22 protein-coding genes are annotated in these 22,861 nt (G+C 44.3%); 16 read left to right on the top strand and 6 right to left on the bottom strand.

What is annotated here, in order from left to right; translation table 11 throughout:
* Nucleotides 1–37: 37 nt before the first annotated feature.
* On the bottom strand, nt 38–1,282 hold the full coding sequence (locus CHH48_RS11680; protein WP_095219168.1) for a M20/M25/M40 family metallo-hydrolase: 1,245 nt from the start codon (nt 1,280–1,282) through the stop codon (nt 38–40).
* A 211-nt stretch (nt 1,283–1,493) separates the two neighbouring features.
* Between CHH48_RS11680 and CHH48_RS11675 the strand changes: the two genes are divergently transcribed.
* The 13 genes from CHH48_RS11675 to CHH48_RS11615 all read left to right on the top strand — a co-directional run bounded on the left by CHH48_RS11675 (nt 1,494) and on the right by CHH48_RS11615 (nt 13,757).
* Nucleotides 1,494–2,303: a basic amino acid ABC transporter substrate-binding protein gene (locus CHH48_RS11675; protein WP_095219169.1), complete on the top strand. Its 810-nt coding sequence runs from the start codon at nt 1,494–1,496 to the stop codon at nt 2,301–2,303.
* A 78-nt stretch (nt 2,304–2,381) separates the two neighbouring features.
* Complete coding sequence (locus CHH48_RS11670) at nt 2,382–3,095, top strand: amino acid ABC transporter permease (protein WP_095219170.1); 714 nt, start codon at nt 2,382–2,384, stop codon at nt 3,093–3,095.
* Nucleotides 3,034–3,756, top strand: coding sequence for an amino acid ABC transporter ATP-binding protein (locus tag CHH48_RS11665; protein WP_095219171.1), 723 nt, complete (start codon nt 3,034–3,036; stop codon nt 3,754–3,756). Before CHH48_RS11670 ends, CHH48_RS11665 begins: the two co-directional genes overlap by 62 nt.
* A gap of 688 nt (nt 3,757–4,444) precedes the next feature.
* Entirely contained in the window at nt 4,445–5,221 is a 777-nt protein-coding gene (locus tag CHH48_RS11660) for an ABC transporter ATP-binding protein (protein WP_095219172.1), read from the top strand.
* Complete coding sequence (locus tag CHH48_RS11655; RefSeq protein WP_095219173.1) at nt 5,208–6,023, top strand: ABC transporter permease; 816 nt, start codon at nt 5,208–5,210, stop codon at nt 6,021–6,023. The genes CHH48_RS11660 and CHH48_RS11655 overlap by 14 nt, the downstream gene beginning before the upstream one ends.
* Nucleotides 6,024–6,033: 10 nt before the next feature.
* Nucleotides 6,034–7,041 (top strand): ABC transporter substrate-binding protein, encoded by a 1,008-nt coding sequence (locus CHH48_RS11650; RefSeq protein WP_095219174.1) that lies wholly within the window; start codon nt 6,034–6,036, stop codon nt 7,039–7,041.
* 172 nt (nt 7,042–7,213) lie between these two features.
* Nucleotides 7,214–8,014, top strand: a complete 801-nt coding sequence (gene zupT, locus CHH48_RS11645; RefSeq protein ID WP_095219175.1) for a zinc transporter ZupT — start codon at nt 7,214–7,216, stop codon at nt 8,012–8,014.
* Nucleotides 8,015–8,082: 68 nt separating this feature from the next.
* Nucleotides 8,083–9,033 carry an aminopeptidase gene (locus CHH48_RS11640; RefSeq protein ID WP_095219176.1) on the top strand — a complete coding sequence of 317 codons (951 nt, stop codon included), beginning with the start codon at nt 8,083–8,085 and terminating at the stop codon, nt 9,031–9,033.
* A 115-nt stretch (nt 9,034–9,148) separates the two neighbouring features.
* Nucleotides 9,149–10,273 carry an ABC transporter ATP-binding protein gene (locus CHH48_RS11635; protein WP_095219177.1) on the top strand — a complete coding sequence of 375 codons (1,125 nt, stop codon included), beginning with the start codon at nt 9,149–9,151 and terminating at the stop codon, nt 10,271–10,273.
* A gap of 77 nt (nt 10,274–10,350) precedes the next feature.
* Nucleotides 10,351–10,866 carry a YfiT family bacillithiol transferase gene (locus tag CHH48_RS11630; protein ID WP_095219178.1) on the top strand — a complete coding sequence of 172 codons (516 nt, stop codon included), beginning with the start codon at nt 10,351–10,353 and terminating at the stop codon, nt 10,864–10,866.
* A gap of 105 nt (nt 10,867–10,971) precedes the next feature.
* Nucleotides 10,972–11,757, top strand: coding sequence for an SDR family oxidoreductase (locus CHH48_RS11625; RefSeq protein WP_095219179.1), 786 nt, complete (start codon nt 10,972–10,974; stop codon nt 11,755–11,757).
* A gap of 29 nt (nt 11,758–11,786) precedes the next feature.
* Nucleotides 11,787–12,686, top strand: coding sequence for an NAD(P)/FAD-dependent oxidoreductase (locus CHH48_RS11620; RefSeq protein ID WP_095219180.1), 900 nt, complete (start codon nt 11,787–11,789; stop codon nt 12,684–12,686).
* Nucleotides 12,687–12,887: 201 nt separating this feature from the next.
* Entirely contained in the window at nt 12,888–13,757 is an 870-nt protein-coding gene (locus CHH48_RS11615) for a sugar phosphate isomerase/epimerase family protein (RefSeq protein ID WP_095219181.1), read from the top strand.
* A gap of 250 nt (nt 13,758–14,007) precedes the next feature.
* On the opposite strand, the gene CHH48_RS11610 is transcribed toward CHH48_RS11615, so the two are convergent.
* From CHH48_RS11610 to CHH48_RS11595, 4 genes are read right to left on the bottom strand one after another with little or no spacing between them, the layout of a single operon-like run.
* On the bottom strand, nt 14,008–15,159 hold the full coding sequence (locus CHH48_RS11610; protein WP_095219182.1) for a mannitol-1-phosphate 5-dehydrogenase: 1,152 nt from the start codon (nt 15,157–15,159) through the stop codon (nt 14,008–14,010).
* A complete protein-coding gene (locus CHH48_RS11605) occupies nt 15,159–15,590 on the bottom strand; it encodes a PTS sugar transporter subunit IIA (protein WP_095219183.1) in 432 nt (143 codons plus the stop codon). The genes CHH48_RS11610 and CHH48_RS11605 overlap by 1 nt, the downstream gene beginning before the upstream one ends.
* 2 nt (nt 15,591–15,592) lie before the next feature.
* Nucleotides 15,593–17,677, bottom strand: coding sequence for a BglG family transcription antiterminator (locus CHH48_RS11600; protein WP_245840363.1), 2,085 nt, complete (start codon nt 17,675–17,677; stop codon nt 15,593–15,595).
* Between the two features lie 22 nt (nt 17,678–17,699).
* A complete protein-coding gene (locus CHH48_RS11595) occupies nt 17,700–19,187 on the bottom strand; it encodes a PTS mannitol transporter subunit IICB (protein ID WP_095219185.1) in 1,488 nt (495 codons plus the stop codon).
* A 315-nt stretch (nt 19,188–19,502) separates the two neighbouring features.
* On the opposite strand from CHH48_RS11595, the gene motA reads away from it, so the two are divergent.
* From motA to CHH48_RS11580, 3 genes are all read left to right on the top strand, one after another.
* Entirely contained in the window at nt 19,503–20,297 is a 795-nt protein-coding gene (gene motA / locus CHH48_RS11590) for a flagellar motor stator protein MotA (RefSeq protein WP_095219186.1), read from the top strand.
* On the top strand, nt 20,294–21,106 hold the full coding sequence (gene motB / locus CHH48_RS11585) for a flagellar motor protein MotB (RefSeq protein ID WP_095219187.1): 813 nt from the start codon (nt 20,294–20,296) through the stop codon (nt 21,104–21,106). Before motA ends, motB begins: the two co-directional genes overlap by 4 nt.
* A 131-nt stretch (nt 21,107–21,237) precedes the next feature.
* Complete coding sequence (locus CHH48_RS11580) at nt 21,238–22,044, top strand: hypothetical protein (protein ID WP_095219188.1); 807 nt, start codon at nt 21,238–21,240, stop codon at nt 22,042–22,044.
* On the opposite strand, the gene CHH48_RS11575 is transcribed toward CHH48_RS11580, so the two are convergent.
* On the bottom strand, nt 22,036–22,827 hold the full coding sequence (locus tag CHH48_RS11575) for a histidinol-phosphatase HisJ family protein (RefSeq protein ID WP_342747537.1): 792 nt from the start codon (nt 22,825–22,827) through the stop codon (nt 22,036–22,038). The genes CHH48_RS11580 and CHH48_RS11575 overlap by 9 nt on opposite strands.
* Nucleotides 22,828–22,861 lie beyond the last annotated feature (34 nt).

Below are 22,861 nucleotides of genomic sequence, written 5' to 3'. Positions count from 1 at the left end.
AAATGAGCAGGAGCCATAAGAGGCTCCTGCTCATTTTTTAGTTTCGGACAGGAAGCATGGAAGGGACAGAATCTTTTATGCCAACCATTCCAAGCAGGGCAAGCAGAATTCGCTGCGGCCCGTAAAAGGCATCAGTCGGATCGAAGAACTCCTCCAGCGTATGGTGTCCACCGCTGTTACCGCCACCGCCGAGTGTAAGGGCAGGAATACCCAGGCTGATCGGAACATTTGCATCGGTACTTAGCGGTTCTTCCCGTTCGACCTCAATTCCAAGAACTTCAGCTGCTTGCAAAGCAATATGACGAATCGGGGCATCTTTTGGCTGGCTGCCTGCAGGTCTGTCTCCAACCAGCTCTGTCGTAACTGAAATGCTGCCCGGCTGCTGTTGTGCTTCGCCTTCAGCCTGTGCTGCTTCTTCAATAATTGCAAGTGCGTTAGCCTCTAACTCTGCAAGAGCATCACTAGAAACAGAACGTAAATCCAGCTGAAATCCTGCGTGCTGGGCAATAGTATTGATGGATGTACCGCCATGAATCGTGCCTACATTGTATGTTGTCTTTGGATCTTTAGGAACAGTCAGATCTGCTAACGCAGCGATCGCGCGCCCTGCTGCATGGATGGCACTTGAAGTACCGAAATCTCCAAAGCTGTGTCCGCCTTTTCCTTTGAAGGTTAAGTTATAGCGTTTACTGCCGACGCCGCAATAAATCAAGTCACCAGGAGCACCTGGCTCCACAGAAATGAAGCCATCCACATATGTATTGTCCCGGAAATATGCTTTCATACCGCGTAAATCGCCTAGACCTTCTTCGCCGACATCAGCGAGAAAGACGATATCTCCTTCTGTTTCGATCTTATTTTCTTCCAAAGTACGCAACAAGGTCAGTAATACTGCTAAACCACGTCCGTCATCACCGATTCCAGGAGCGTAGACGATTCCTTCTTCTACTTTGGCTTTCACATTTGTACCTGCAGGGAAGACGGTATCCAAATGAGCTGCTATAACAACCGTGGGTCCGCTGCCGCTGCCTTTTCGTATGCCATATACATTTCCTTCGTCATCTGTCTTTAAGTCTTCCAAGCCGAATGCTGCCAGTTTCTCCTTAAAAAAGGATGCACGGATTTCTTCTTTGAATGGAGGTGCCTCCACTTCCGTTACTTCTATCTGATCCTTTGTCGTCTGTTCATTATCTTGCTTGAGAAAATACAGTGCGTCGCGTACTTGCTGCAGATCCAAAAGCTGCTCGAATTCCTTTGCAAATACCTTGCTGGTTGATGTCATATATTCCCCTGCTTTCCTGTGGTATACGTGTACTGTAACACAAAATCGCAATATACTGACAATTTAAACTGCGTAAATAGTCGAAAAGTAACGATTTGTTCTAATTTTATATTTACAAGGCATAAGATGTTATGTAAAATAAATGAACCAGAATGAATAATTATAGATTTTATTGTAAGTTTACAATATAGATAGAAAAGGGAGATCAACTATGAAATCAGTAAAAAAGCTTATGGCAGCTGCTGGACTTGTTAGTGTTTTATTCTTAAGTGCATGTATATCTAATAATGAATCAAGCGGTTCTGGCGGTGAGGAGAAGCTTACTATCGGAACAGAAGCAACTTTCGCTCCTTTTGAATCAATGGAAGGTGATAAGATTGTTGGATTTGATGCAGATTTGCTGGATGCGGTTATGAAAGAAGCAGGTCTCGATTATGAATACGAAAACACTGGCTGGGATCCAATGCTAGTCGGAGTAGATGATGAGACGCTGCAAGCTGGAATGGCTGGTATTACAATAACGGATGAGAGAAAAGAAACATATGACTTCTCTGCGCCTTATTTCGAAGCAACACAGGTTATCGCTGTACCGGAAGGAACGGATATTCAATCAGCCGAGGATCTTCAAGGGATGAAGATCGGCGTACAGAACGGTACTACTGGTGATGAAGCTGCACAGAAACTCGTTGGGGAGAACAGCAGCGATCTTTCTAAGTATGATTCATCAGCAGCAACTATGATGGCATTGCAAAACGGTGACGTAGAGGCTGTAGTGACCGATATCGCAGTAGCTCAGCATTATGTAAAAAATAATCCTGATGCCAATCTTACTTTAGTTGAAGATGACGAGAACTTTGATCAGGAATACTACGGTATGCTGCTTCCGAAGGACAGTGAGTATAAAGAACAAATAGATGAAGCTATTCAAACGATCATGGAAAACGGAACGTATGAGGAAATCTATCAAGAGTGGTTTGAAGGCACACCGGATATCGAAGCGCTGGAAAGCGCACAGCCATAAGAAGAATCATATAGCGTAACGAATAACCGTTACGCTATATTTATGTTTTGATTTATCAGCTATACTGAGGTGAGAGAAATGGATTTTAGATGGGAAATCATTAGCGAATATTTACCTTTCTTTATGAGAGGTCTCGGATATACAATCCTGGCGTCCTTGATTGGATTCCTCGTTGGGGCTTTAATTGGATTAGTGATCGGGATGGGGAAAAGCTTGTCTAACCCAATACTTCGGCTGCCGTTCATTTGGTATGTGAATATTTTCAGAGGTACCCCGCTGTTAGTACAGATCTTTTTGATTCACTTTGCGGTGATGCCGATTTTCATTAAGCCGCCGGAGCCGCTTATATCATTAATTGTTGCATTGGCATTGAATTCAGCAGCTTATATTGCAGAAATCTTCCGCGCTGGTATCAACTCCATCGATAAGGGGCAGCGAGAAGCTGCATATAGTCTTGGAATGAACCATGCACAGGTGCTGCGGCATGTCGTGCTGCCGCAGGCATTCAAACGGATGATTCCGCCGCTTGGCAACGAATTTATTGTGTTGGTGAAGGATTCTTCACTTGGAGCTGTCATTGCTGCACCGGAACTGTTCTACTGGGGAAGAGTAGCAGTTGGAGCGTATTCGAGAGTCTGGGAGCCATATTTGGCGGTTGCCGTTTTATATTTCGTTGTTTGTTTAGTATTATCATATGTACAGAGCTTTTTAGAAAGGAAGTATGCGACAGATGATCAGCGTAAAAAACCTAAAAAAGTCGTTCGGCGATCTCGAGGTGCTGCGGGACATTAACGTCGAAATAGAGGAAAAAGAAGTAGTCGTCGTTATCGGCCCTTCCGGTTCCGGGAAGTCCACTTTCATTCGGTGTCTCAACCGAATCGAGGATATTACGGGTGGTCATGTTTATATAGAAGGAACTGATATCTCTCAGAGAAAAGTGAACATCAATAAAGTGCGGACAGATGTTGGGATGGTATTCCAACAGTTCAACCTGTTTCCACATAAGACAGTAATGGAAAATATCATGCTTTCTCCGATGGTCGTCCGCAAGTGGAAAAAGAAGGATGCGGAAGAAAAGGCATTATCACTGCTTCGAAAGGTCGGTTTGGAAGATAAAGCTGGCGTATATCCGGAATCGCTTTCCGGAGGACAAAAGCAGCGTGTGGCTATTGCCCGCGCCTTGTGCATGGAGCCGAAGGTGATGCTCTTCGATGAACCAACATCTGCCCTAGATCCAGAAATGGTCGGAGAGGTGCTTGAAGTCATGAAGCAGCTTGCGAACGAAGGCATGACAATGATTGTTGTGACGCATGAAATGGGCTTTGCGCGCGAAGTCGGCGATCGAGTGCTATTCATGGATGGCGGTTATATCGTAGAGGAAGCAAAACCGGAGGATATTTTCAATAATCCGAAGGAAGAACGGACAAAGGCTTTCTTAAGTAAAGTATTATGATAATTACAATGCTGGGAAAAAAGTAATCTAGCTCATTAAAAACCGAAATTTAGGGGAAATCTGAATTGATATCGCCCTAGAGTTCGGTTTTTTTGTTTTTTATTATATTTCGTAGAAGGATTCTATGGTTTAGGAAAATACACTCGATAAGCGCAGGCAGTATACGGAGACTCCCGCGTGAAGAAGGCCTAGGTGAGACCCCGGAGTGCGAAGCGCGAGGAGGCTCACCAGCCGCCCGCAGGAAAGCGGAGATTCTGCCGAAGCGGCTCCTCCATCTATAAAACTTCTGTTAGGTTCTTATCCAGAGTGAAAATCATGTTGTGACTATTGTGAATCAGTCATGTTTTTTTATAAAAAGGATGTCAAATTACCTTACAAGATTACTGTTATCCTATATTTCCTATGCTAAAGTAAGGGTAAGATTTTCGGGTAACAAACGAACTGTAACCAATAGGCAACATTCGTCATGTTCTCGGTTAATCCCTCTCATTTGCAAGCAGAATGCATTGTTCGGCTTGTCTTACAGCTTGTACAGGTGATATGTTGCGTGGCATATCCGACTGTGCAGGCTGTTTTTTTTGTGCTTTTTGCAGAAATAAGGAAAATTGTGCTGGACATGCTATAAATTTGTAATCATTTAGCACACTCCTGCGTATGATGGGTCTATAGAAATGACAGGAGTGGCGCAATGTATAAATTAAAGGTCGTTGATGCTAGCAAGATATTCAGACGCGACGGACAGGAAGTTGTTGCATTGCAAGAGACAACAATGCAAATACCTGCTGGACGCTTTGTCAGTATTATTGGCCCCAGTGGCTGCGGCAAGTCGACACTCTTTAATATGATTGCCGGGCTTATCAAACCGACCACTGGAAAAATCCTTTTGGATGGGCAGAATATTGTCGGTAAGAGTGGTTATGTTGGTTATATGCTTCAAAAAGATCTGCTGCTGCCATGGCGGACAATCTTGGATAATGTGATTCTCGGTTTGGAAATCAAGGGTGTTTCGAAACGAGAGGCAAGAAAGAAGGCACAGCCATTACTAGAAAGATATGGTTTAAAAGGATTTGAAAACAATTATCCGCCGGAGTTATCAGGTGGTATGAGACAGCGGGCAGCATTATTGCGAACGCTGCTTTATGACCAGGATGTTATCCTGCTTGATGAGCCATTCGGGGCACTGGATGCACAGACAAGACTGCAGATGCAGGGGTGGCTGCTCCGTATTTGGGAAGACTTTCAGAAGACTATTCTATTCATCACTCACGATATAGATGAAGCTATTTACTTATCAGATGATATTTATGTTCTGTCCCATCGCCCCGGCAAGTTGAAGGCAAAGATTCACGTGGAATTGGAGCGGCCGCGCGGGGAAGAGACATTGCTGTCGGACAATTTCATATCATTAAAGCAAAAATTGCTAGATTTGCTTAGAGAGGAACCGAAAGACAATGGCACAACCTGATAAGAAACGATACATCGAGGATGAGAAAAAACGCCAGCAGCGAATGAAGCGAATTGTTTTTGGCGGTCAGATTGGTCTTGGGATACTGGTGATTGTACTATGGGAGGTTCTGACACGATACGAAGTGATGGATCCTTATTATTGGAGCAGTCCAAGCACAATCTATGAAACTGCCAAGGTCGCCTTTTTGGAAGGCTCGCTTTGGGATGATTTAGTCTATACGTCGCTTGCCACACTTGCTGGCTTTGTGTCAGGAACTTTTTTTGGATCATTGATTGGACTGTCTTTTTGGTGGTCTGCTTACTATTCCAGAATATCTGAACCATACCTGATTGCTTTCAATGCGATACCGAAGCTGGCACTTGGTCCAGTCATCGTCATTCTGTTCGGCATCGGGTTCTTTTCCAAAGTGATGCTCGCCTTCCTGATGACTGTCATTGTCACTGCACTGGCGGCTCATAGCGGAATCAAAGCAATTGATAATGATCTGGAAAAGCTGCTCTATTCCTTAGGAGCAAAACGCAGACACGTGTTTATGAAAGTAGTTGTCCCGACAACGATGCCTTGGATTGTCAGCAGTCTGCGAATCAATATCGCATTGGCGCTTGCGGGGACAATTGTCGGAGAATTCATCAGTTCCCGCCAAGGGATCGGCAGGATGATCCTTTATGCAGGACAGATTTTAGATATTGACCTTGTTTGGGTAGGTGTCGTTGTATTGTCTCTATTATCTATGCTCATGTACGCAGGGACAGTCAGCTTAGAAAAGTTATTGCTTCGCGGTCAAGAGCCGAAACAATAGGAGGTGTCCAATGAGTAAAGTACGGTTGTTTGGTGTAATTTGTTTGGCAATTTTGCTTGGTATTCTGGCAGGATGTACGGGTGGCGGTGAGGAAGAGAAGCTGAAGAAAATTACTATTGCAGAACCAGTGCATTTGACAGGCTACCTGCCACTGTATGCAGCAATCCATGAAGGATATTTTGAGGAAGAAGGACTGGATGTAGAAGTAGTAACCGCAACTGGCGGAGCGCACGTGACAACCGTTGTAAGCGGAGATGCCTGGGGTAATATCGCTGGTCCGGATTCGAATGCCCTTGCTAATATTGATTCTAATGACCCAATCGTATCAGTCGTTAACGTTGTTAACCGTGCTAATGTCTACTTGATGGCAGACGGAGACACACCTCCCGCAGGAGCATCAGAGGAAGAATTGGCAGCTTACCTGGAAGGAAAAACGATTGCAGCTGGACGCTACGGCGGCAGCCCTAACTTACTGACGCGTTATTTAATCATGGAACTTGGCATGGAGCCAGGTAAAGACGTTTTGCTTGAGGAGCCTGCCGATGCAAGTGCAGTCGTATCGTTAGTAGAGAATGGTCAGGCGGATATTGCCAATGGAGCGGAACCTCAAATATACGAAGGTATTGAAAAAGGGGTTTGGAATGAACCTTTCTATGGGTTTCCTAGTTTAGGAGATTATCCGTACAGCGTTATCAGTGTAAAGCAATCCACTATCGATGAGGATCCTGAAACTGTCCAGAAATTTGTAGAAGCTATTACAAAGGCTTTAAAAGCGGTGGATGAGGATGAAGAGCTGGCGATGCGGGTATTAAAGAAGGAGTTCCCTACAACAGAAGAAGCGAGCCTGCAAGCATCACTGGATCGAGCATATGCTGATGAGCTATGGAGCAAGGATGGCTATATAACGGAGGAAGCAACTGATAAGACGATGGATGTAGTGACGAAGACAGGTGTGTACAAGGGAGATTATAAATACGAAGAGCTGGTTAATATGGAGTTTGTCGAGGCGTTGGAATAAATTGTGGCTGGCAATTGATGCCAGCTTTTTTCTTGGAAACTTAGGCAGGACATCGCCATATAGTATGGATGGAAAGGGCTTTTTCATGTTTAAAAGTTTCTACTAGGAAACTTTATTGTTATAGTGCATAATAAGAGAAATAGAGAATGACAGCAGAACAAGGAGGGCAATGATGGACGAAAATGTATTACTAGCCTTAGGTTTGACTTTGATGGCTGGCCTTGCAACAGGTATAGGCAGTCTGATGGGATTTTTCACCTCTACAACAAATACAAAATTTCTATCACTCAGTCTCGGGTTTTCTGCCGGGGTAATGATTTATGTCTCGATGGTCGAAATCTTCATAAAAGCGAAAGACGCTTTAACTGGTGCCATGGGCATCCAGGCAGGTAACTGGGCAACTGTTGGGGGATTCTTCGGCGGAATGCTCCTCATTGCCCTAATCGATAAGTTGATACCTAAGCAATCAAATCCCCATGAAGGCAAGAAAGTCGAAGAGATGGATAATCCGACACAGAATCAGGCCTTGCTCAAAATGGGTACATTCACTGCATTGGCTATTGCCATCCATAACTTCCCGGAAGGTATTGCTACCTTTACGTCTGCCTTGCAGGATCCTTCACTTGGGATAGCGATTGCCATTGCTATCGCCATCCACAATATTCCGGAGGGGATTGCTGTTGCAGTGCCAGTCTACTTTGCGACGGGTAATAAGAAGAAGGCTTTTGGTCTTTCTTTCTTATCTGGTCTTTCGGAACCAGTAGGTGCTGTTCTTGCTTACCTTGTTCTAATGCCGTTCTTGAACGACATCATGTTCGGAGTTATCTTTGCTGCTGTGGCGGGAATCATGGTCTTTATCTCACTTGATGGTCTGCTTCCAGCTGCAAAGAAATACGATGAAGGTCATACATCCATTTATGGATTAATCAGCGGCATGATGGTAATGGCTGTTAGTTTGCTTCTATTCATCTGAATCAGAACCCGTCTGCTTAAGCAGGCGGGTTCTTTGTGTATAATAGGAAGAAACAGGAGGGATACCCTATGGGAAGTAAATTAGTGGAGAATAGCAGGAATGTATTGAGGAGCAGTCTGGCACTGAAAAAAGAAGAAACCTTGCTTATCGTCACAGATGACAGTAAGAAGGAACTGGCGGAAGCACTCTATGCAGCTGGCAGATCAATCGGATCTGAAACATTGCTGCTTGTTATGCAAGATAGGGAGAAGTCCGGTCAGGAACCGCCGAGCGGTGTGACAGAAGCAATGAAGCATTGTGATGTGGCTGTTTGTATTACGGAGCATTCCCTCACACATACACAGGCAAAAAAGGATGCAGTAGCAGCTGGAGTTCGCGTGGCGACGATGCCTGGTATTACATATGATATGTTTTTGGAAGGCGCAATAAGTGCAGATTACGATACAGTTGAAAAAATGACCTTTGAGGTAACGGAAAAATTGAGCCAATCAAAGCAAGTAATAATCAGAAAAGATGGGGAAGAGCTAAGCTTCTCTATCCAAGGCCGCAGCGGCGTACCAAGTACCGGTATCTACCGGGAAAAAGGACAATCCGGAAACCTGCCTTCTGGTGAAGCATTCATTGCGCCCTTGGAAGGTACAGCTTCAGGACGTATATGGATCGATGGTTCAATTTCTGGTTTAGGCAAGCTGGATGAACCGATTCTCCTTACAATGGAAGAAGGAAGTTTGACAGCTGCTACCGGCAGGCAAGGAGAGATGCTGCTGCAATTGCTTGGGAATGGTGATGGCCGCAATGTAGCTGAATTCGGTGTCGGTACGAATGAAAAAGCCCGAATCACTGGCAACGTCCTGGAGGATGAGAAAGTTTATGGGACGATTCATATCGCTTTTGGCAGCAATAACACCTTTGGAGGCACGATAGCTGCTGGTGTCCATATCGATTGCGTTGTGAAAGCTCCGACAGTTTATTTGGATGAAGCATTACTTTTGGAAGAAGGACACATGAAGCGCAGCTAATGCTGCGCTTCTTAGCATATCGCACAATAAAAGCGCTTACATTTTGTGCAAGTGACAAATGGAATTTAAAGACGAAACAAGGTAAAGTTAAGATATATAAAAGGAGGCGCTTACATTGGCTAAAATACAGTTGAAGAATATCCAGAAAGTCTATGATAAGAACGTTATGGCAGTTGAAGATTTCAACTTAGAGATAGATGACAAAGAATTCATCGTTTTCGTTGGTCCCTCCGGTTGCGGGAAATCAACGACTTTACGTATGATTGCTGGTCTGGAAGAAATCTCAGGCGGTGACTTCTATATGGACGGAGAAAAAATGAACGATATTCCGCCTAAGGATAGAGATATTGCAATGGTATTCCAAAACTATGCGCTTTATCCTCATATGAACGTATACAATAATATGGCATTTGGTCTAAAGCTGCGTAAATTCAAAAAGGATGAAATTGATAAGCGTGTCCAGGAGGCCAGCCGGATTCTTGGTTTGACAGACTACTTAAACAGGAAGCCGAAAGCCCTTTCCGGTGGTCAGCGTCAGCGGGTGGCACTTGGACGTGCGATTGTACGTGATGCGAAAGTATTCCTCATGGATGAGCCGCTTTCCAACTTGGATGCGAAGCTGCGGGTACAGATGCGAGCAGAAATCCAGAAGCTGCATCAACGCTTGCAGACTACCACTATCTACGTAACACATGACCAGACAGAAGCGATGACGATGGCAAGCCGCCTTGTTGTCATGAAAGACGGCATCATCCAACAGGTAGGTGCACCAAAGGACGTTTATGATAATCCAAATAACATGTTCGTAGGCGGCTTCATCGGTTCTCCATCTATGAACTTCCTCAACGTGACGATCCAGGAGGGCAAAGCAAAGCTTGGAGATGTCACATTCCAGCTTCCGCCGGCTAAAAAGAAAATGCTGCAGGAAGCAGGCTATGGCAACGGAGAGGTCGTGATGGGAATTAGGCCGGAGCATATCCACGATGCAGATTATGAAGAAAGCCTCGCCCATGCTCATGAAGTGGAAGCAACAATCGATGTAGTCGAATTGATGGGTGCTGAGAGCTTCCTTTACGCAGACATGGCTGGCCAGGAATTCGTTGCTCGTGTTGATGCCCGTTCGGATATCAAGGGCAAGGATAAGCGGACGCTATTGTTCGATATGGAGCAAGTACATTTCTTCGATAAAGAGTCAGAAGCCCGAATTACCGAAGCAAACGCTGCTTCACAAGTATCCTGATATGTAGACTGTGCCCAATTGGGTACAGTCTTTTTTTATGGTAAGATTATCTAAATTAAATACAGGGGAGGGGTTTGATGGACAAAAGATTTCCTATCGGTCAGTTTCAACAGGATGGCCCTATATCGGAGGAGCAAATAAAGCGGTGGATAGAGGAAATAAGTCAGCTGCCAGAGCAGGTCATATCGCTAGTGAAGGGGCTGTCGGAATCAGAACTTCTGCATACATATCGGGAAGGCGGCTGGAATATTAAACAGCTTGTACATCATGTAGCTGACAGTCATCTCAATTCCTTCATCCGTTTCAAATTGGCGTTGACAGAAGAAAGTCCAATCATTAAGCCATACGAAGAAGCAGAATGGTCCAAACTGCCAGACTATGACATGCCTCCACAAACTGCTTTGGATCTGCTTGCATCCATACATCGTAAATGGGTTGTTCTGTTGCGCGCGCTTACTGCTGAACAGCTGGAGCGAACATTCCAGCATCCGGAATCAGGTGAAGTGAGCTTGAAGGAGAATATCGGAATATATGCTTGGCATGGCAAACATCATTTGGCTCATATTCGCTTGGCGCTGGAAAGCCAGGACTAACCATGGAAGAGTATCCTACACGGATACTCTTTTTTAATGAACGGGGTTTTACTTCGGGATCAGTAAGGAAATAACTAGTAGATAGATGAAGGAGTGGATGACGGGATGGACGCATCTTTGAATGGGAAAGTAGCGGTTGTGACTGGAGCTGGATCTGGTATCGGAAAGGCAGCTGCAATTATGCTCGCTGAAAAAGGTGTTCAGGTAGGGCTGTTTGATATGGACGCTTCTGCTGTAGAGAAAACAGCAGCCGAAATCAAGACTGCTGGAGGTGCGGCGATAGCAGCTAAAGTCGACGTAGCAGATAGCATGCAGCTGCAACAGGCGTACATGCAAGTGCTTAAAAAGTTCGGACAGCTGGACATCGTTTTTGCAAATGCTGGTATCAATGGAACACTTTCTCCTATTGAACATTTACCTGAAGAAGATTGGGACAAGACGCTTGGAACGAATGCGAAGGGGACGTTCTTGACGGTCAAGTTCGCTATCCCTTACATGAAAAGCAATGGCGGAAGTATTATCATCACAAGTTCGATAAATGGCAATCGTACGTTCTCGGGTTTCGGGATGAGTGCGTATAGTGCCTCAAAAGCAGCAGAAACTGCCTTCGGTAAAATGGCTGCATTAGAGTTATCAGCTTATCGAATTCGAGTAAATGTCATTTGCCCAGGTGGAATCGAAACGAATATTGAAAAACGGACGAAGAAGGATGAGGAGCATCTGGCAGAAGTGACGATTCCTAAAATCTTTCCCAAAGGTCAGCACCCATTAAAAGGAGAGCCTGGAAAACCAGAGGACGTAGCTTCTATTGTCTGCTTTCTGGCATCGGATGCTTCCGGTCATATGTCAGGGAGCGTTCTTTATGCGGATGGCGCAGAAACATTGCTATAGGTGCAGTTTAATTAATAGGAGGCAAGTAAATGTATGATGTAATTATTGTAGGCGGCGGAATTGCAGGTATTCAAGCTGCAATCCAGTTCGGCAGATACAAGCGGGATGTACTAGTTTTGGATAAGCGAAATGATGGAAGATCGCATTGGTGTAAAAGCTACCACAATTTGATCGGCTGGCCAGAGGGTGTTTCAGGAAATCATTTGCTTGAGCTTGGCAGGAAGCAGATCGACTCGTATGGCTGTATAAAGATCGAACAGCAGGAAGCAGTAGAAGTGGAGAAGTGGAAGGAAGGCTTCACAGTCAAAACAGCAGACGGGCATACGCATGATACAAAACTTCTGTTGTTTTCCACTGGAATAACAGATCGGATACCAATCAAAGAACTGTATCCGCTGCTTGGCACAGATGTGTATGTGTGCCCAGATTGCGATGGATACGAAATCAGCGGAAAGCGGACTGTTATTGCTGGTACAGGAGAAGCAGGGGCTCATTTAGCCATTATGCTCTCTTACTGGTCAAACGATGTTGTCTTTGTGAATCACGAGCAGGAGCCCGTGTCCGAGGAAACGTTCGAGGAATTGAAAAAGAACTCAATCGAATACTATGATCAGCCGATTCAGGAAGTCGTACTAGACGAAGAGGATCAATTGGAAGGTTTTATAGTAAATGGTGAAAAGCTGTGGGCGGAAAAAGCTTTTGTCGCCTTCGGTAAAAATCGAGTGAACAGCAAGCTGGCAGAATCACTTGGTGTGGAGCTTCATAAGAACAAGCATATCGAAAATAATCCCCGCACTAAGGAAACAAATGTAGAAGGTGTCTGGGCTGCCGGAGATGTGACGGTACATTCCGAGCAGGTGAGCATCGCAATGGGTGATGGCATGCAGGCAGCTATTTGGATGCAAAAGCGTTTATTGAAGACAAAATGAAAAGATTGATTATAACGTGCCTGATTACAGATTTAATCTGTGGTCAGGTTTTTTCATGCGTTAATCATATACATCCACTATAATGTGAATTATCTAGCTTAGATCAAGCATGCATGTGTTATAGGCATTTCTTCACTACTGATGTTCAGTGCTTCAAAGCATGGTTTTCTATAAAACAGCATATAAAAGGAGTGTAATAAAGTGAAGTTTTCTATTTATTCAGTAATGACTCCGGATATCACGCCTGAAACATTGATTGCCTATTTGAAAGATACCAACTACACAGCTGTAGAGTGGCGGTTCAGTGAAACACCGGCTGACTTTAAAAGTGAAGAACCGAGTTATTGGCGGAATAACCTGTGTACAATTTCCCCCTCGATAACGGACTATGACATACAAGTTTTAAAAGATAAAGCAGAAGATAGCGGCATTAACATGTTAAGTGTACTTCCATACTTAACTGCTGGTGACTTGGAGTCAACAGAACATGCGCTGCAGGCTGCTAAAAAACTAGGTGCTTCCACTATCCGTGTTGGGATTCCTGTTTATAATCGTTCCCAGCACTATAAAGAGTTATTTAATTCTGCGTTAAGGTATTTAAATGAAGTTGAGCAGATGTGTAAACATTATAAAGTAAAAGGATTAGTAGAGACACATCACCACACAATTGCACCTAGCGCAAGTATGGCGTATCAGTTAGTTTGTTCATATGATCCTGATAACATCGGAGTTCTGTATGATCCCGGTAATATGGTGCACGAAGGTTATGAGAATTACAGAATGGGGCTAGAAGTGTTAGGCGATTATCTTGCACATGTACATGTTAAAAATGCAATCTGGCAGAGGGGACAAACACACACGGATGGAACTGTTGATTGGTCCGTGCAGTGGGTACCAATCGAAAAAGGAGCTGTGAATTGGAAACAAGTACTTCTTGATCTAAAAGCAGTTGGGTACGATGGGTATGTCGGTATGGAGGATTTTAGTGCATCCATGCCTACAGTAAAATCGATCAAACACAACATTGAAACAGTTCAACGATTCGTTGCGGAGAGTGATAGTGCTTACTAATTGAGTGGCAGGAACTATTCTGCCAGTCTAACATGAAAGAGTAATAAAGATGGAAAAAGGTTTGTATATTATGGATCTTATATTCTGGAACTTCCACATGTTGATTCGGGCTTGTGTAAAGGCATGCAGAGGTTTTGAATATATTTATCGTTAATTTGAGATGCATTATGAAGTTAATGAAATATATAGCGTAAAAAAGAGAGTCTATCCGTTCAGAATGGAACGGATAGACTCTCTTTTTGGTCACGCTTTATGCTCTGTCTTTTTGTTGGTTATATTTTTCAATTGCTTTTGCAACTAGTTCACTGTCTTTAGGCTGCCCGCTAATATGTGACAGTGTGGAAGCAGCTCCTTCAGACTTAATGCGTTCCTGCAATTCTTTCGCTTCATCGTCGCCTTCTGGATCGAATTCCAATGCATAAGCGATAGTCGTAAGCAGCGCATCAGCTGATTTGCCTTGCTCTAACAATGATTGTGCTGGGTAGACTAATCTATCCTTCGGACCAAGCTTGCGGATAGGGCCGCGACCCACGCGTGTTACCAAATCGGAAATATACGGATTCTGGTAACGCTGAAGGATCTTTGTAATGTAGTGAGTGAGGTCTTCTTCCTCAAAGTCCCATTTTTCCTGCAATAAGGAGCTAGTTTCTTCTAGTGCCTGTTTAGCCAGATTCAGAATCTCTTCATCATTAATAGCATCAATGATGGTGTCATAGCCTTTGGCATATCCTGCATAAGCAATAGCAGCATGACCTGTATTAACTGTCAGAAGCTTTCTTTCAATATAAGGCTCCAGATTATCAACAAAGGTAATTGCTTTGATGTCAGGAAGTTCGCCCTGCCAGTTTTTCTTTTCCACAACCCATTCGAAGTAAGGTTCCACCTGGACTGTCAGCAAATCCTGCTGCTCCTGTATCGGAACAATCCGATCTACAGCAGCATCGCAGAATGCTGTATAGCTTTCTACATTTTCCATGTCCTGTTCATCGATATGAGAGATGACGAACTCGCGTAGCTGGCTGGAGCCGCGGATCATATTCTCACATGCAATAACATGGACCGGTTTAGGCTGTTTTGCACGCTGAACAAGTCCCTTGGCAATTACAGGTGCAACATGAGGTAGGATAGATGGACCTACCGCAGTTGTAACAAGATCAGCTTCTGCAATTGCTTTGATGACTGCTTCTTCTTCTGTGGCACTATTCAAACCCGTAACACCGGTTATCGTTTCAGAATGTGCTTCTTCCTGTGCGTAGACGACTTCATATTGCTGCTTTTCTTTCAAAGCAGAGATGATGTCACTGTTTACATCAGCAAAAGTAACATGTACATCGGCGTGAGAAAGAAGGGCACCGATAAATCCTCTGCCGATATTGCCGGCACCAATGTGTACGCTCTTCATTACGCATCAACCTCAGAGAACATATCAATGATCTCTTGCTTGCTTGTTGCATTCACAAGCTTTTCGATGTTTTCCTCTTCTGAGCAAACGATAGCAATTTGCGAAAGGATATCCAAATGTTCATTGTTTTTACCGGCAATACCAAAAACAAGCTTTACTTCATTGCCATCGAATGTAACGCCTTCTGGTGCTTGGATGATAGAGATACCGGAAGCGATGACCTCGCCCTTAGCATCTTCTGTACCATGCGGGATAGCTACGAAATTACCCATATAAGTTGACGTTAATGCTTCTCGTTCGATCATCTTATCCACGTATGTTGCATTAACATAGCCATTATCCACAAGAATTTGGCCGGCTTTCCGGATAGCATCTTCCTGATTGTCCAATTTTGTGTTCATTAAAATATTAGCTTCTTGTAATACTTCCATGATTACCCTCCTAAATGATCTGTGAATTGTTGGATGTGGGCAGTGAGCAGCTGCGCCAATTCCTTGCTGAGTGCCTCATGATCCGCAGAACGAATCATGTGCTGAATATGCTCTTCTAATATTAGAATACTGATCTTACTAAACAGGTCGTAACAGCTCAAAGGCAAATTGTCCGGTGCAGCAAGGATGAAGAGACGGTCAGCCTCCATCACTTGATTGTCCATCCCCTTGATTATGATAGGGGAGGATAGCGCCATCATCCAAAATGCAGGCTGTTCGATTTCTGTGCTACGGCTGTGATACAAAGCCATTCTTGTATCAGGGATACCCATTCCTCCGAGCTCATCCCGTTGTCTGAGAAGGGAAGCAAGTGTTCCGTATTTTTTTATGACAGCGTGTTCAGCTGCATGTTGATCGATATGAGCGAACAAATCTGTCTGCAATTGATATGTTCCATCAATCATAAAGTTATTCCATAAGGTGCGGCTCACCGCTGTCAATGTCTGCAATTCTTTTAGTTTTGAATCGAGAGCTGAAACTGTCGGAAATGCTGCTGGTATCTCTTTTACAGGTGCTGCCTGCTTTCTTTTTTTATAGATAGTCGGGAGTTCCTGTTGAATAAATGCATCCACCCGTTTGACATCCGGTCCAGGCAACAGTGGATTGACAAGCAAATACTGGCGGTGGAATTGATCAAGGCTGATTGTTGATATAAGCAAATCAAAACTTTCCAATTCCATGTCCTTCAACTCTAGGAAGGATGACAGCGACACCTGCGTGATCTCGGGGAATTCATTCTGCAGCCTGCTGGCAAGCATCTTAGAAGTACCGATTCCGCTTGCGCAAACGACTAAGGCATGCAAACGTTGTCTGCTGCGCTGCCGCTCTCTTGCAGAAGCGAAGTGCAGTGCCAGAAAGGCAACCTCTCCCTGTCCGAAACGAAAAGTTGGAAACACAGTTTCAAGGGCTTGCCGGACAGCTGAGACAACTTCTTGATAATCCTGTTCAATCTTCTCTGTAAGCGGATTGTATGTTTGAATTCCTTCTCTTGCCCGGCTGATTGCTGGTTCGATATGGGCAAGCAACCCAGCGGTAAAAGTTTCATCCTTTTCCAGCTGCGGCAGCTGTATCGCAGCAGCAACCAGCTGGATGAAAGCTTGTACTTGCAGCTCGAATAGCGGGTCAGAACGATGTGTTGTTTCGTTCCGCTTCGCTCCTTGGATCTGAACGGCAATATAACCGATCTCCGAGGCTGAAAACGTAACAGAGAAGGTAGTTTCCAATTCCCTGCTGAGTGCGGTGGCAATCGTATATTCTTCCGTTTTTTGTAAAGATTCCAGTAAAGGCGGGGATAGGGTGACGAATTTAGCCTGCTTTATTCTTTGGATCGTAATACTGATATACGTAATAAGCGCGACATAAGCATTATCTGCAATGGAATAAGATAGCTTGGTTAAATGATCCATTACGTATTTTTCCACCATTGTCATACGCTGATTCTTAATGATATTTTGAAGGAACTGATGCAAATTCTGTTCCTCATGATCATTGGTAAACGTATAAATAGATGCTTGATCCAGCTGCTCCATCATGAGCTGAACGAGTACCTTCCTTTTTTCGTTCTCTTCACCATCGAGCTCAACCCCAACACCGCGGCGCCTTATGATGGACAGCGAATAATCGGCTAGCCTGGCTTCCAATGCATCCAAATAAACGGATAAGGCCGTCTTCGATAATTGCACTTCATTTGCCAAATAAGCTACTTTAACAGGTTCACTAGCTTCAACCAGTAAATAAAGCAAATGGAGCAGCCGCTCTTCCTGGGTCGTATCTACCTCGACCGCATCACGCAGCTGCTCTTGCAATGCTTCCATCTGATCCCCTTCTCCTTCAACCCGAATACCAGATCCAGTAACGCGCAGCAGGGACAGCTTATTCTCAGCAAGTGTTCGTTCCACTTGCTTCAATTCCCGGTGAATAGTTCGAGAGCTGACATGTAATAGCTCTGCCAGCTCTCGAATGGAGATGAATTGGTTTCTGGACCGCAGCAATTGCAGGATTATTCTTCTTTCTCTGCTGCTCACCATTTCCAAATCAATCACTCCTTACTTATTGATGCTTCTTAAGGTTCTCGATCAGTTCTGCGTACCTCGGACTGTTCAAGAAGTTTTCCACTGAGATATGCTCAGCGTCCGGACGTTTGTTGCGGGCACGGTCCGTCAGATTCTTCTGTGTGATGACGATGTCAGCATCATTCTGGATATTGGAGATGGCTGCATTATCAACCTTGATTTCGGTCAAGCCAGCATCCTTCATTTTCTTACGTAGAAGGGAAGCTCCCATTGCGCTTGATCCCATTCCGGCATCACAGGCGAATGTAATTTTGTTTACATTGCTGTAGTCGAAAGAACCGTTGTTATTGTCTTCTTGCTGTGCATTTGTATCGAGTGTTTCTGCGGCCTCATCTGTCGCGCCGCCAGATTGGTTAATACCAACTGCAGCTGCAGGTTTTGTGCCTTTCATTTCTTTAGACTTCGCAGTTGCTTCTTCGATATTCGTATCTGCGGCGATCGGGCTGCGTTTCAGGACGACAGCGGAGATTGCGAATGATACAGCAGTTGCACCGATGATACCGATTGCCAAGCCAAGGTAATCACTAGGGTTACCCATTAGGAAGATGGCGATAACGCTACCTGGTGAAGCTGGTGAGCGAAGACCAACATCCAATAGAGAGAATAGAAGAGTTCCTGTTACACCGCCGCCAATTGCAGCAACGATAAGGAAAGGCTTCATTAAGATATACGGGAAGTAGATTTCATGAATACCCCCGAAGAAATGGATGATTGCTGCACCTGGTGAAGATGCTCTTGCGCTTCCTGTACCGAAAAACATGAAAGCAAGCAATATTCCGAGTCCCGGTCCTGGGTTTGCTTCAAGCAGGAATAGGATGGATTTTCCTACTTCAGCTGATTGTTCAATTCCAAGCGGTGTAAAGACACTATGGTTGATAGCGTTGTTCAAGAACAAAACTTTCGCTGGTTCAATCAAGACGTTTACAAGTGGCAGAAGACCAAGTCCAACGAGCCAGTCGACACCAGAAGCCAATACATTTGTTAAACCTTCAAGAAGCGGACCTACAAAATAGATTGCACCAATAGCGAGTGCACCGCCGATGATACCGGCAGAGAAGTTATTGACAAGCATTTCGAAACCGGAACGTACTTTAGAACCGACATACTGATCAAACAATTTGATGGCATATCCGCCGAGCGGACCCATTGCCATTGCTCCAAGGAACATCGGAGTATCCGGTGAACCTACAATTGCCCCCATGGTGACAATGGCTCCGACAACCCCGCCTCGGAAATCGTGTACGAGACGTCCGCCAGTGAAACCGATCAATAGTGGTAATAGATAAGTTATGGACGGGCTTACAATTTGTGCGATTGTTTCATTTGGAAACCATCCGTCAGGAATGAATAAAGCGGTAATAAGACCCCAAGCAATAAATGCACCGATGTTTGGCATAACCATGCTGCTCAAATATGAGCCAAACTTTTGAACACGAGCGCGGACACTGGCTTTTTCCTGTGCCATGCTTTTTCCCCCTTTTATATGTGAAAAATAATGAATGAAGTAGTGCTTGCTTCTATCTTACGTGTTATGTATGCGATTTCACAACAGAAACAAACACCACCTTTGTCACGTGTCTTCCTGCCAACTGTGTCTAATGCAATGTTTTTAGCTTAGGTAAATGGCCGCAGAATATACTGTCGAATACAATTATGACACTTTTGTTACTGTTTACCTTCTCTACTGGAAAAGAAACGTAAAGTTTATGAAAAAGCATACAGATTTTATAATTGCATCCGATATTAATGGTAATCAAACTTTTTTAGGAGAATGGAATATATGGATAAATCATCAATCATTGGTGTTATATTGGGCTTGGTTGCCGTCGGAGTCGGTATGGTATTGAAGGGTGTAAGTCCTGCAGCACTTATTAACCCAGCTGCCATACTAATAATCATTGTCGGAACAGCAGCTTCTGTTGTACTGGCATTCCCGGGAAATGAATTGAAGCGATTCCCTAAGCTGCTTGGTGTTGTATTTAAGAATAAACAGGAATTCGATACGAAAGAGCTTGTCCGTATGTTCTCGGAATGGTCGCAGATCAGCCGGAAAGAGGGACTGCTGGCATTGGAGAACAGTGCTCGTGATGTAGAAGATGACTTTCTTCGGAACGGTTTAAGCATGGCAGTTGATGGAGAATCACCTGAATATATTCGTAATGTCTTAAATGAAGAGGTCGATGCGCTGGAAGATCGGCATGCGATTGGAGCATCCATTTTCACACAGGCTGGAACTTACGCACCGTCATTAGGCGTTTTGGGAGCTGTTATCGGTCTTATTGCAGCACTTGGAGATATTTCCGATATCGATAAGTTAAGTCACGCTATTGCTGCTGCCTTTGTTGCTACATTGATGGGGATATTCACAGGCTATGTCATCTGTCACCCAATCGCAAATAAATTGAAACGGAAAACACAGCAGGAAGTGCAGCACAAGCTGCTAATGGTGGAAGGCATCCTTTCTATCCTGGAAGGTGAAACACCGCGAATGCTCGAACAAAAGCTGCTCGCTTACTTGCCAAGTAAGGAAAAAGCTGAGTTTGCTGAGGCTGAAGAAGAGGAAGTGGCAGTATGAGCCGGAAGCGCAAGCACAAAAAGCATGAAGAACATGTGGACGAATCCTGGCTGCTTCCGTATGCCGATCTTCTGACCCTGCTGCTGGCGCTTTTCATTGTCTTGTTTGCTACCAGCTCAATCGATGCGCAGAAGTTCGCTAAGATATCTGACTCTTTCAGTAGTATCTTGCATGGCGGAGAAGGATTATTGGAATCCAATACAAGCATGACACCAGGAAACGATACTAGTTCAACTGTTATCGATCAGAATAATGAAGAAGAAAAGAAAGAGGAGACAGTCGCATCTGAAGAGGCTGATAAAGAGAAAGCTAATGAAGCAGACTTGGAAGCAGCCGAACAAGAAGAGCTAAAGAAAATCCAGGAGAAAATCGAGACATACATCAAGGATAAAGATCTGAGTGATAAGTTTTCAACTGCATTGACAGATGAAGGCTTGCTGCTGACGATCAACGACAATGTCTTGTTCAATTCAGGCAGCAGTGAGGTCAGTGTAAGTGATGAAGAGATTGCAAGAGAAATCTCAGACTTGCTAGTGATGGATCCGCCGCGAGAAGTAATAATCAGTGGCCACACAGATGATGTGCCGATCAGTACATCATCGTATAATTCCAACTGGGAGCTCAGTGTGATGCGTTCTGTCAATTTTATGAAAGTCGTATTAGAAAACACGGAGCTTGACCCGCGCTGGTTCAGTGCAAAAGGGTACGGAGAGTACAAGCCGATCGCTTCAAACGATACAGCAGAAGGCAGGGAAAAGAACCGCCGAGTGGAAGTGTTGATTTTGCCTCGAGAAGCTGAAACAGAGTAACAGTCCTTTAAGGGCTGTTATTTTTAGTATGAAATGAAAATGCTTACATAAGAATATGGAAATAAGGTAGGATTGAGTTAGGTAAATTTGTGAAATACTAGATATAGTTAGGAAAGAACGGAGGAATTCGGATGATTACGAAAGAGTCATTACCGCAGCAGGTGAGTGAAGCTGCTGAGCGCAATCGGCAGCAGGATGATGAACGTATGGATGTTTGTCCTGCTGTCTGCAAGGATAATCACATACCGGTGCATTATTATTTTACATTTATGCCAAGCAATGAACGGCTGCTTGTTGCAGAAGACGGCAGGGTTCCTGCACAGCATGAAGTGGAGGACCTTGCCGCGCGTTATTATAGTTATATGACCAGCGTACAGATGATACGGAGGTTGACTTCTGATAATGGAGTCAAATTGACGGATAAGCGCTATCATTCTTTTCGTCAGCTGCTGGAGGCTGTGGAGAAGAATGTTATACATTTGGCTACGGATATCATCAAGCAGGCGTTCTCCAGATTTTTTGAGCTATTGGATACAATTCGGCAGGAGCAGCAGACCATACTGAAGCATACAGCGGAAGCCGAGAAGCTGATGGACGATACAATCAGCAAGGGAACATTCACGACTGCAGAGCAGGAAGTGATGGAACAGCATGTGAATAAGATCGTTCAGGCACAATTTGCGATTGCACAGAAGAAAGAAGAGACGACAGCTAGTCAGGCAGAAGTATTTGAATTCTTCAAAGAAGAAATGTGGCTCGATCTGAAGCTGATGACTTATTATGTAAGACTTCGAGTCCTGAGGAAAGAATTATGGAGTGAAGACGAATCTTATATGCAAAATCCTGACAATCCAGCATTGGTGCCGGAAAGCCAGGATGAGCAATTTAAAGCATTTATTAAGCAGAAGCTGCGCAATGAAAAGAAAGTACTAACTTAAAGGTAAAGGTATAGCTCGCGGTTCACGTTTATCGAATTGGCAGATATGCGTGAAACCGCATTGTCTGGCAATTTGTGCAGCCTCTTTTATACCTGCTCCGACTGTTTCTGCTTTATGAGAATCCGAGCCGAGTGTGAGGATTTTTCCGCCTAGATCATTGTATAGCGAAACGATCTGCGGTGTAGGCAGAGCCTCACTTAAGGAGCTCCGCAAACCGGATGTGTTAATTTCAATACCGATACCGCGTTGTATCGCTTTTTCTAAAATCGCGGCAATTTGATCTCTATGTTTTTCGAATGTATAAACGTTATGTCCTTCTTGGACAGCATACCGCTTCATCAAATCGATGTGAGCAAGTACGTCGATATCGGCATCCGAAACGAGCTTGTACATTTCAGCGAAGTAGTCATCGTAGAAAGTGTCCTCATTCGCACGAAGATGAAGACGCAGCTTCTGGTTGCCGATATTATGAACAGATCCCATGATAAAATCAAAAGGAATCGAGCTGAGCTCTGTTTGGTACACATCCATCATCAGATGTGGTTCACATAGCTCGATTCCCATTTTGATTGTAAGTTGGTTACCATAGGAATGCTGTGAGTCTGTAATATCTTGCTGATATTTGGCGAAATCCATATGACCATATGTTGGTGCAGATGGATTTACGGAAAAATGCTCGGTGAAACAGATTTCTTTGATTCCTTTACTGATTGCTTGTTCACACACGTCCTGCATAACAGCTTTGGAATCGATTGAGTTATTCGTGTGATGATGGTAATCCATATACATAATCTCTAATCTGCCTTCTTTCCGTTCG

This window comes from Terribacillus saccharophilus (assembly GCF_002272075.1).
Taxonomy (GTDB): Bacteria; Bacillota; Bacilli; order Bacillales; family Amphibacillaceae; genus Terribacillus; species Terribacillus saccharophilus_A.
The sequence above is the reverse complement of the archived record's forward strand: the minus strand, read 5'-3'. Positions and strand labels throughout refer to the sequence as shown.

Bases quoted from the DNA above. Each gene is read 5' to 3' on its own strand.
- CHH48_RS11600 (WP_245840363.1), bottom strand. From the start codon at position 17,677: ATGGTGAGCAGCAGAGAAAGAAGAATAATCCTGCAATTGCTGCGGTCC.
- CHH48_RS11665 (WP_095219171.1), top strand. From the start codon at position 3,034: ATGATCAGCGTAAAAAACCTAAAAAAGTCGTTCGGCGATCTCGAGGTG.
- zupT (WP_095219175.1), top strand. From the start codon at position 7,214: ATGGACGAAAATGTATTACTAGCCTTAGGTTTGACTTTGATGGCTGGC.
- motB (WP_095219187.1), top strand. From the start codon at position 20,294: ATGAGCCGGAAGCGCAAGCACAAAAAGCATGAAGAACATGTGGACGAA.
- CHH48_RS11680 (WP_095219168.1), bottom strand. From the start codon at position 1,282: ATGACATCAACCAGCAAGGTATTTGCAAAGGAATTCGAGCAGCTTTTG.
- CHH48_RS11595 (WP_095219185.1), bottom strand. From the start codon at position 19,187: ATGGCACAGGAAAAAGCCAGTGTCCGCGCTCGTGTTCAAAAGTTTGGC.
- CHH48_RS11655 (WP_095219173.1), top strand. From the start codon at position 5,208: ATGGCACAACCTGATAAGAAACGATACATCGAGGATGAGAAAAAACGC.
- CHH48_RS11650 (WP_095219174.1), top strand. From the start codon at position 6,034: ATGAGTAAAGTACGGTTGTTTGGTGTAATTTGTTTGGCAATTTTGCTT.
- CHH48_RS11605 (WP_095219183.1), bottom strand. From the start codon at position 15,590: ATGGAAGTATTACAAGAAGCTAATATTTTAATGAACACAAAATTGGAC.
- CHH48_RS11640 (WP_095219176.1), top strand. From the start codon at position 8,083: ATGGGAAGTAAATTAGTGGAGAATAGCAGGAATGTATTGAGGAGCAGT.
- CHH48_RS11670 (WP_095219170.1), top strand. From the start codon at position 2,382: ATGGATTTTAGATGGGAAATCATTAGCGAATATTTACCTTTCTTTATG.
- CHH48_RS11620 (WP_095219180.1), top strand. From the start codon at position 11,787: ATGTATGATGTAATTATTGTAGGCGGCGGAATTGCAGGTATTCAAGCT.
- motA (WP_095219186.1), top strand. From the start codon at position 19,503: ATGGATAAATCATCAATCATTGGTGTTATATTGGGCTTGGTTGCCGTC.
- CHH48_RS11580 (WP_095219188.1), top strand. From the start codon at position 21,238: ATGATTACGAAAGAGTCATTACCGCAGCAGGTGAGTGAAGCTGCTGAG.
- CHH48_RS11575 (WP_342747537.1), bottom strand. From the start codon at position 22,827: ATGGATTACCATCATCACACGAATAACTCAATCGATTCCAAAGCTGTT.
- CHH48_RS11625 (WP_095219179.1), top strand. From the start codon at position 10,972: ATGGACGCATCTTTGAATGGGAAAGTAGCGGTTGTGACTGGAGCTGGA.
- CHH48_RS11675 (WP_095219169.1), top strand. From the start codon at position 1,494: ATGAAATCAGTAAAAAAGCTTATGGCAGCTGCTGGACTTGTTAGTGTT.
- CHH48_RS11630 (WP_095219178.1), top strand. From the start codon at position 10,351: ATGGACAAAAGATTTCCTATCGGTCAGTTTCAACAGGATGGCCCTATA.
- CHH48_RS11610 (WP_095219182.1), bottom strand. From the start codon at position 15,159: ATGAAGAGCGTACACATTGGTGCCGGCAATATCGGCAGAGGATTTATC.
- CHH48_RS11660 (WP_095219172.1), top strand. From the start codon at position 4,445: ATGTATAAATTAAAGGTCGTTGATGCTAGCAAGATATTCAGACGCGAC.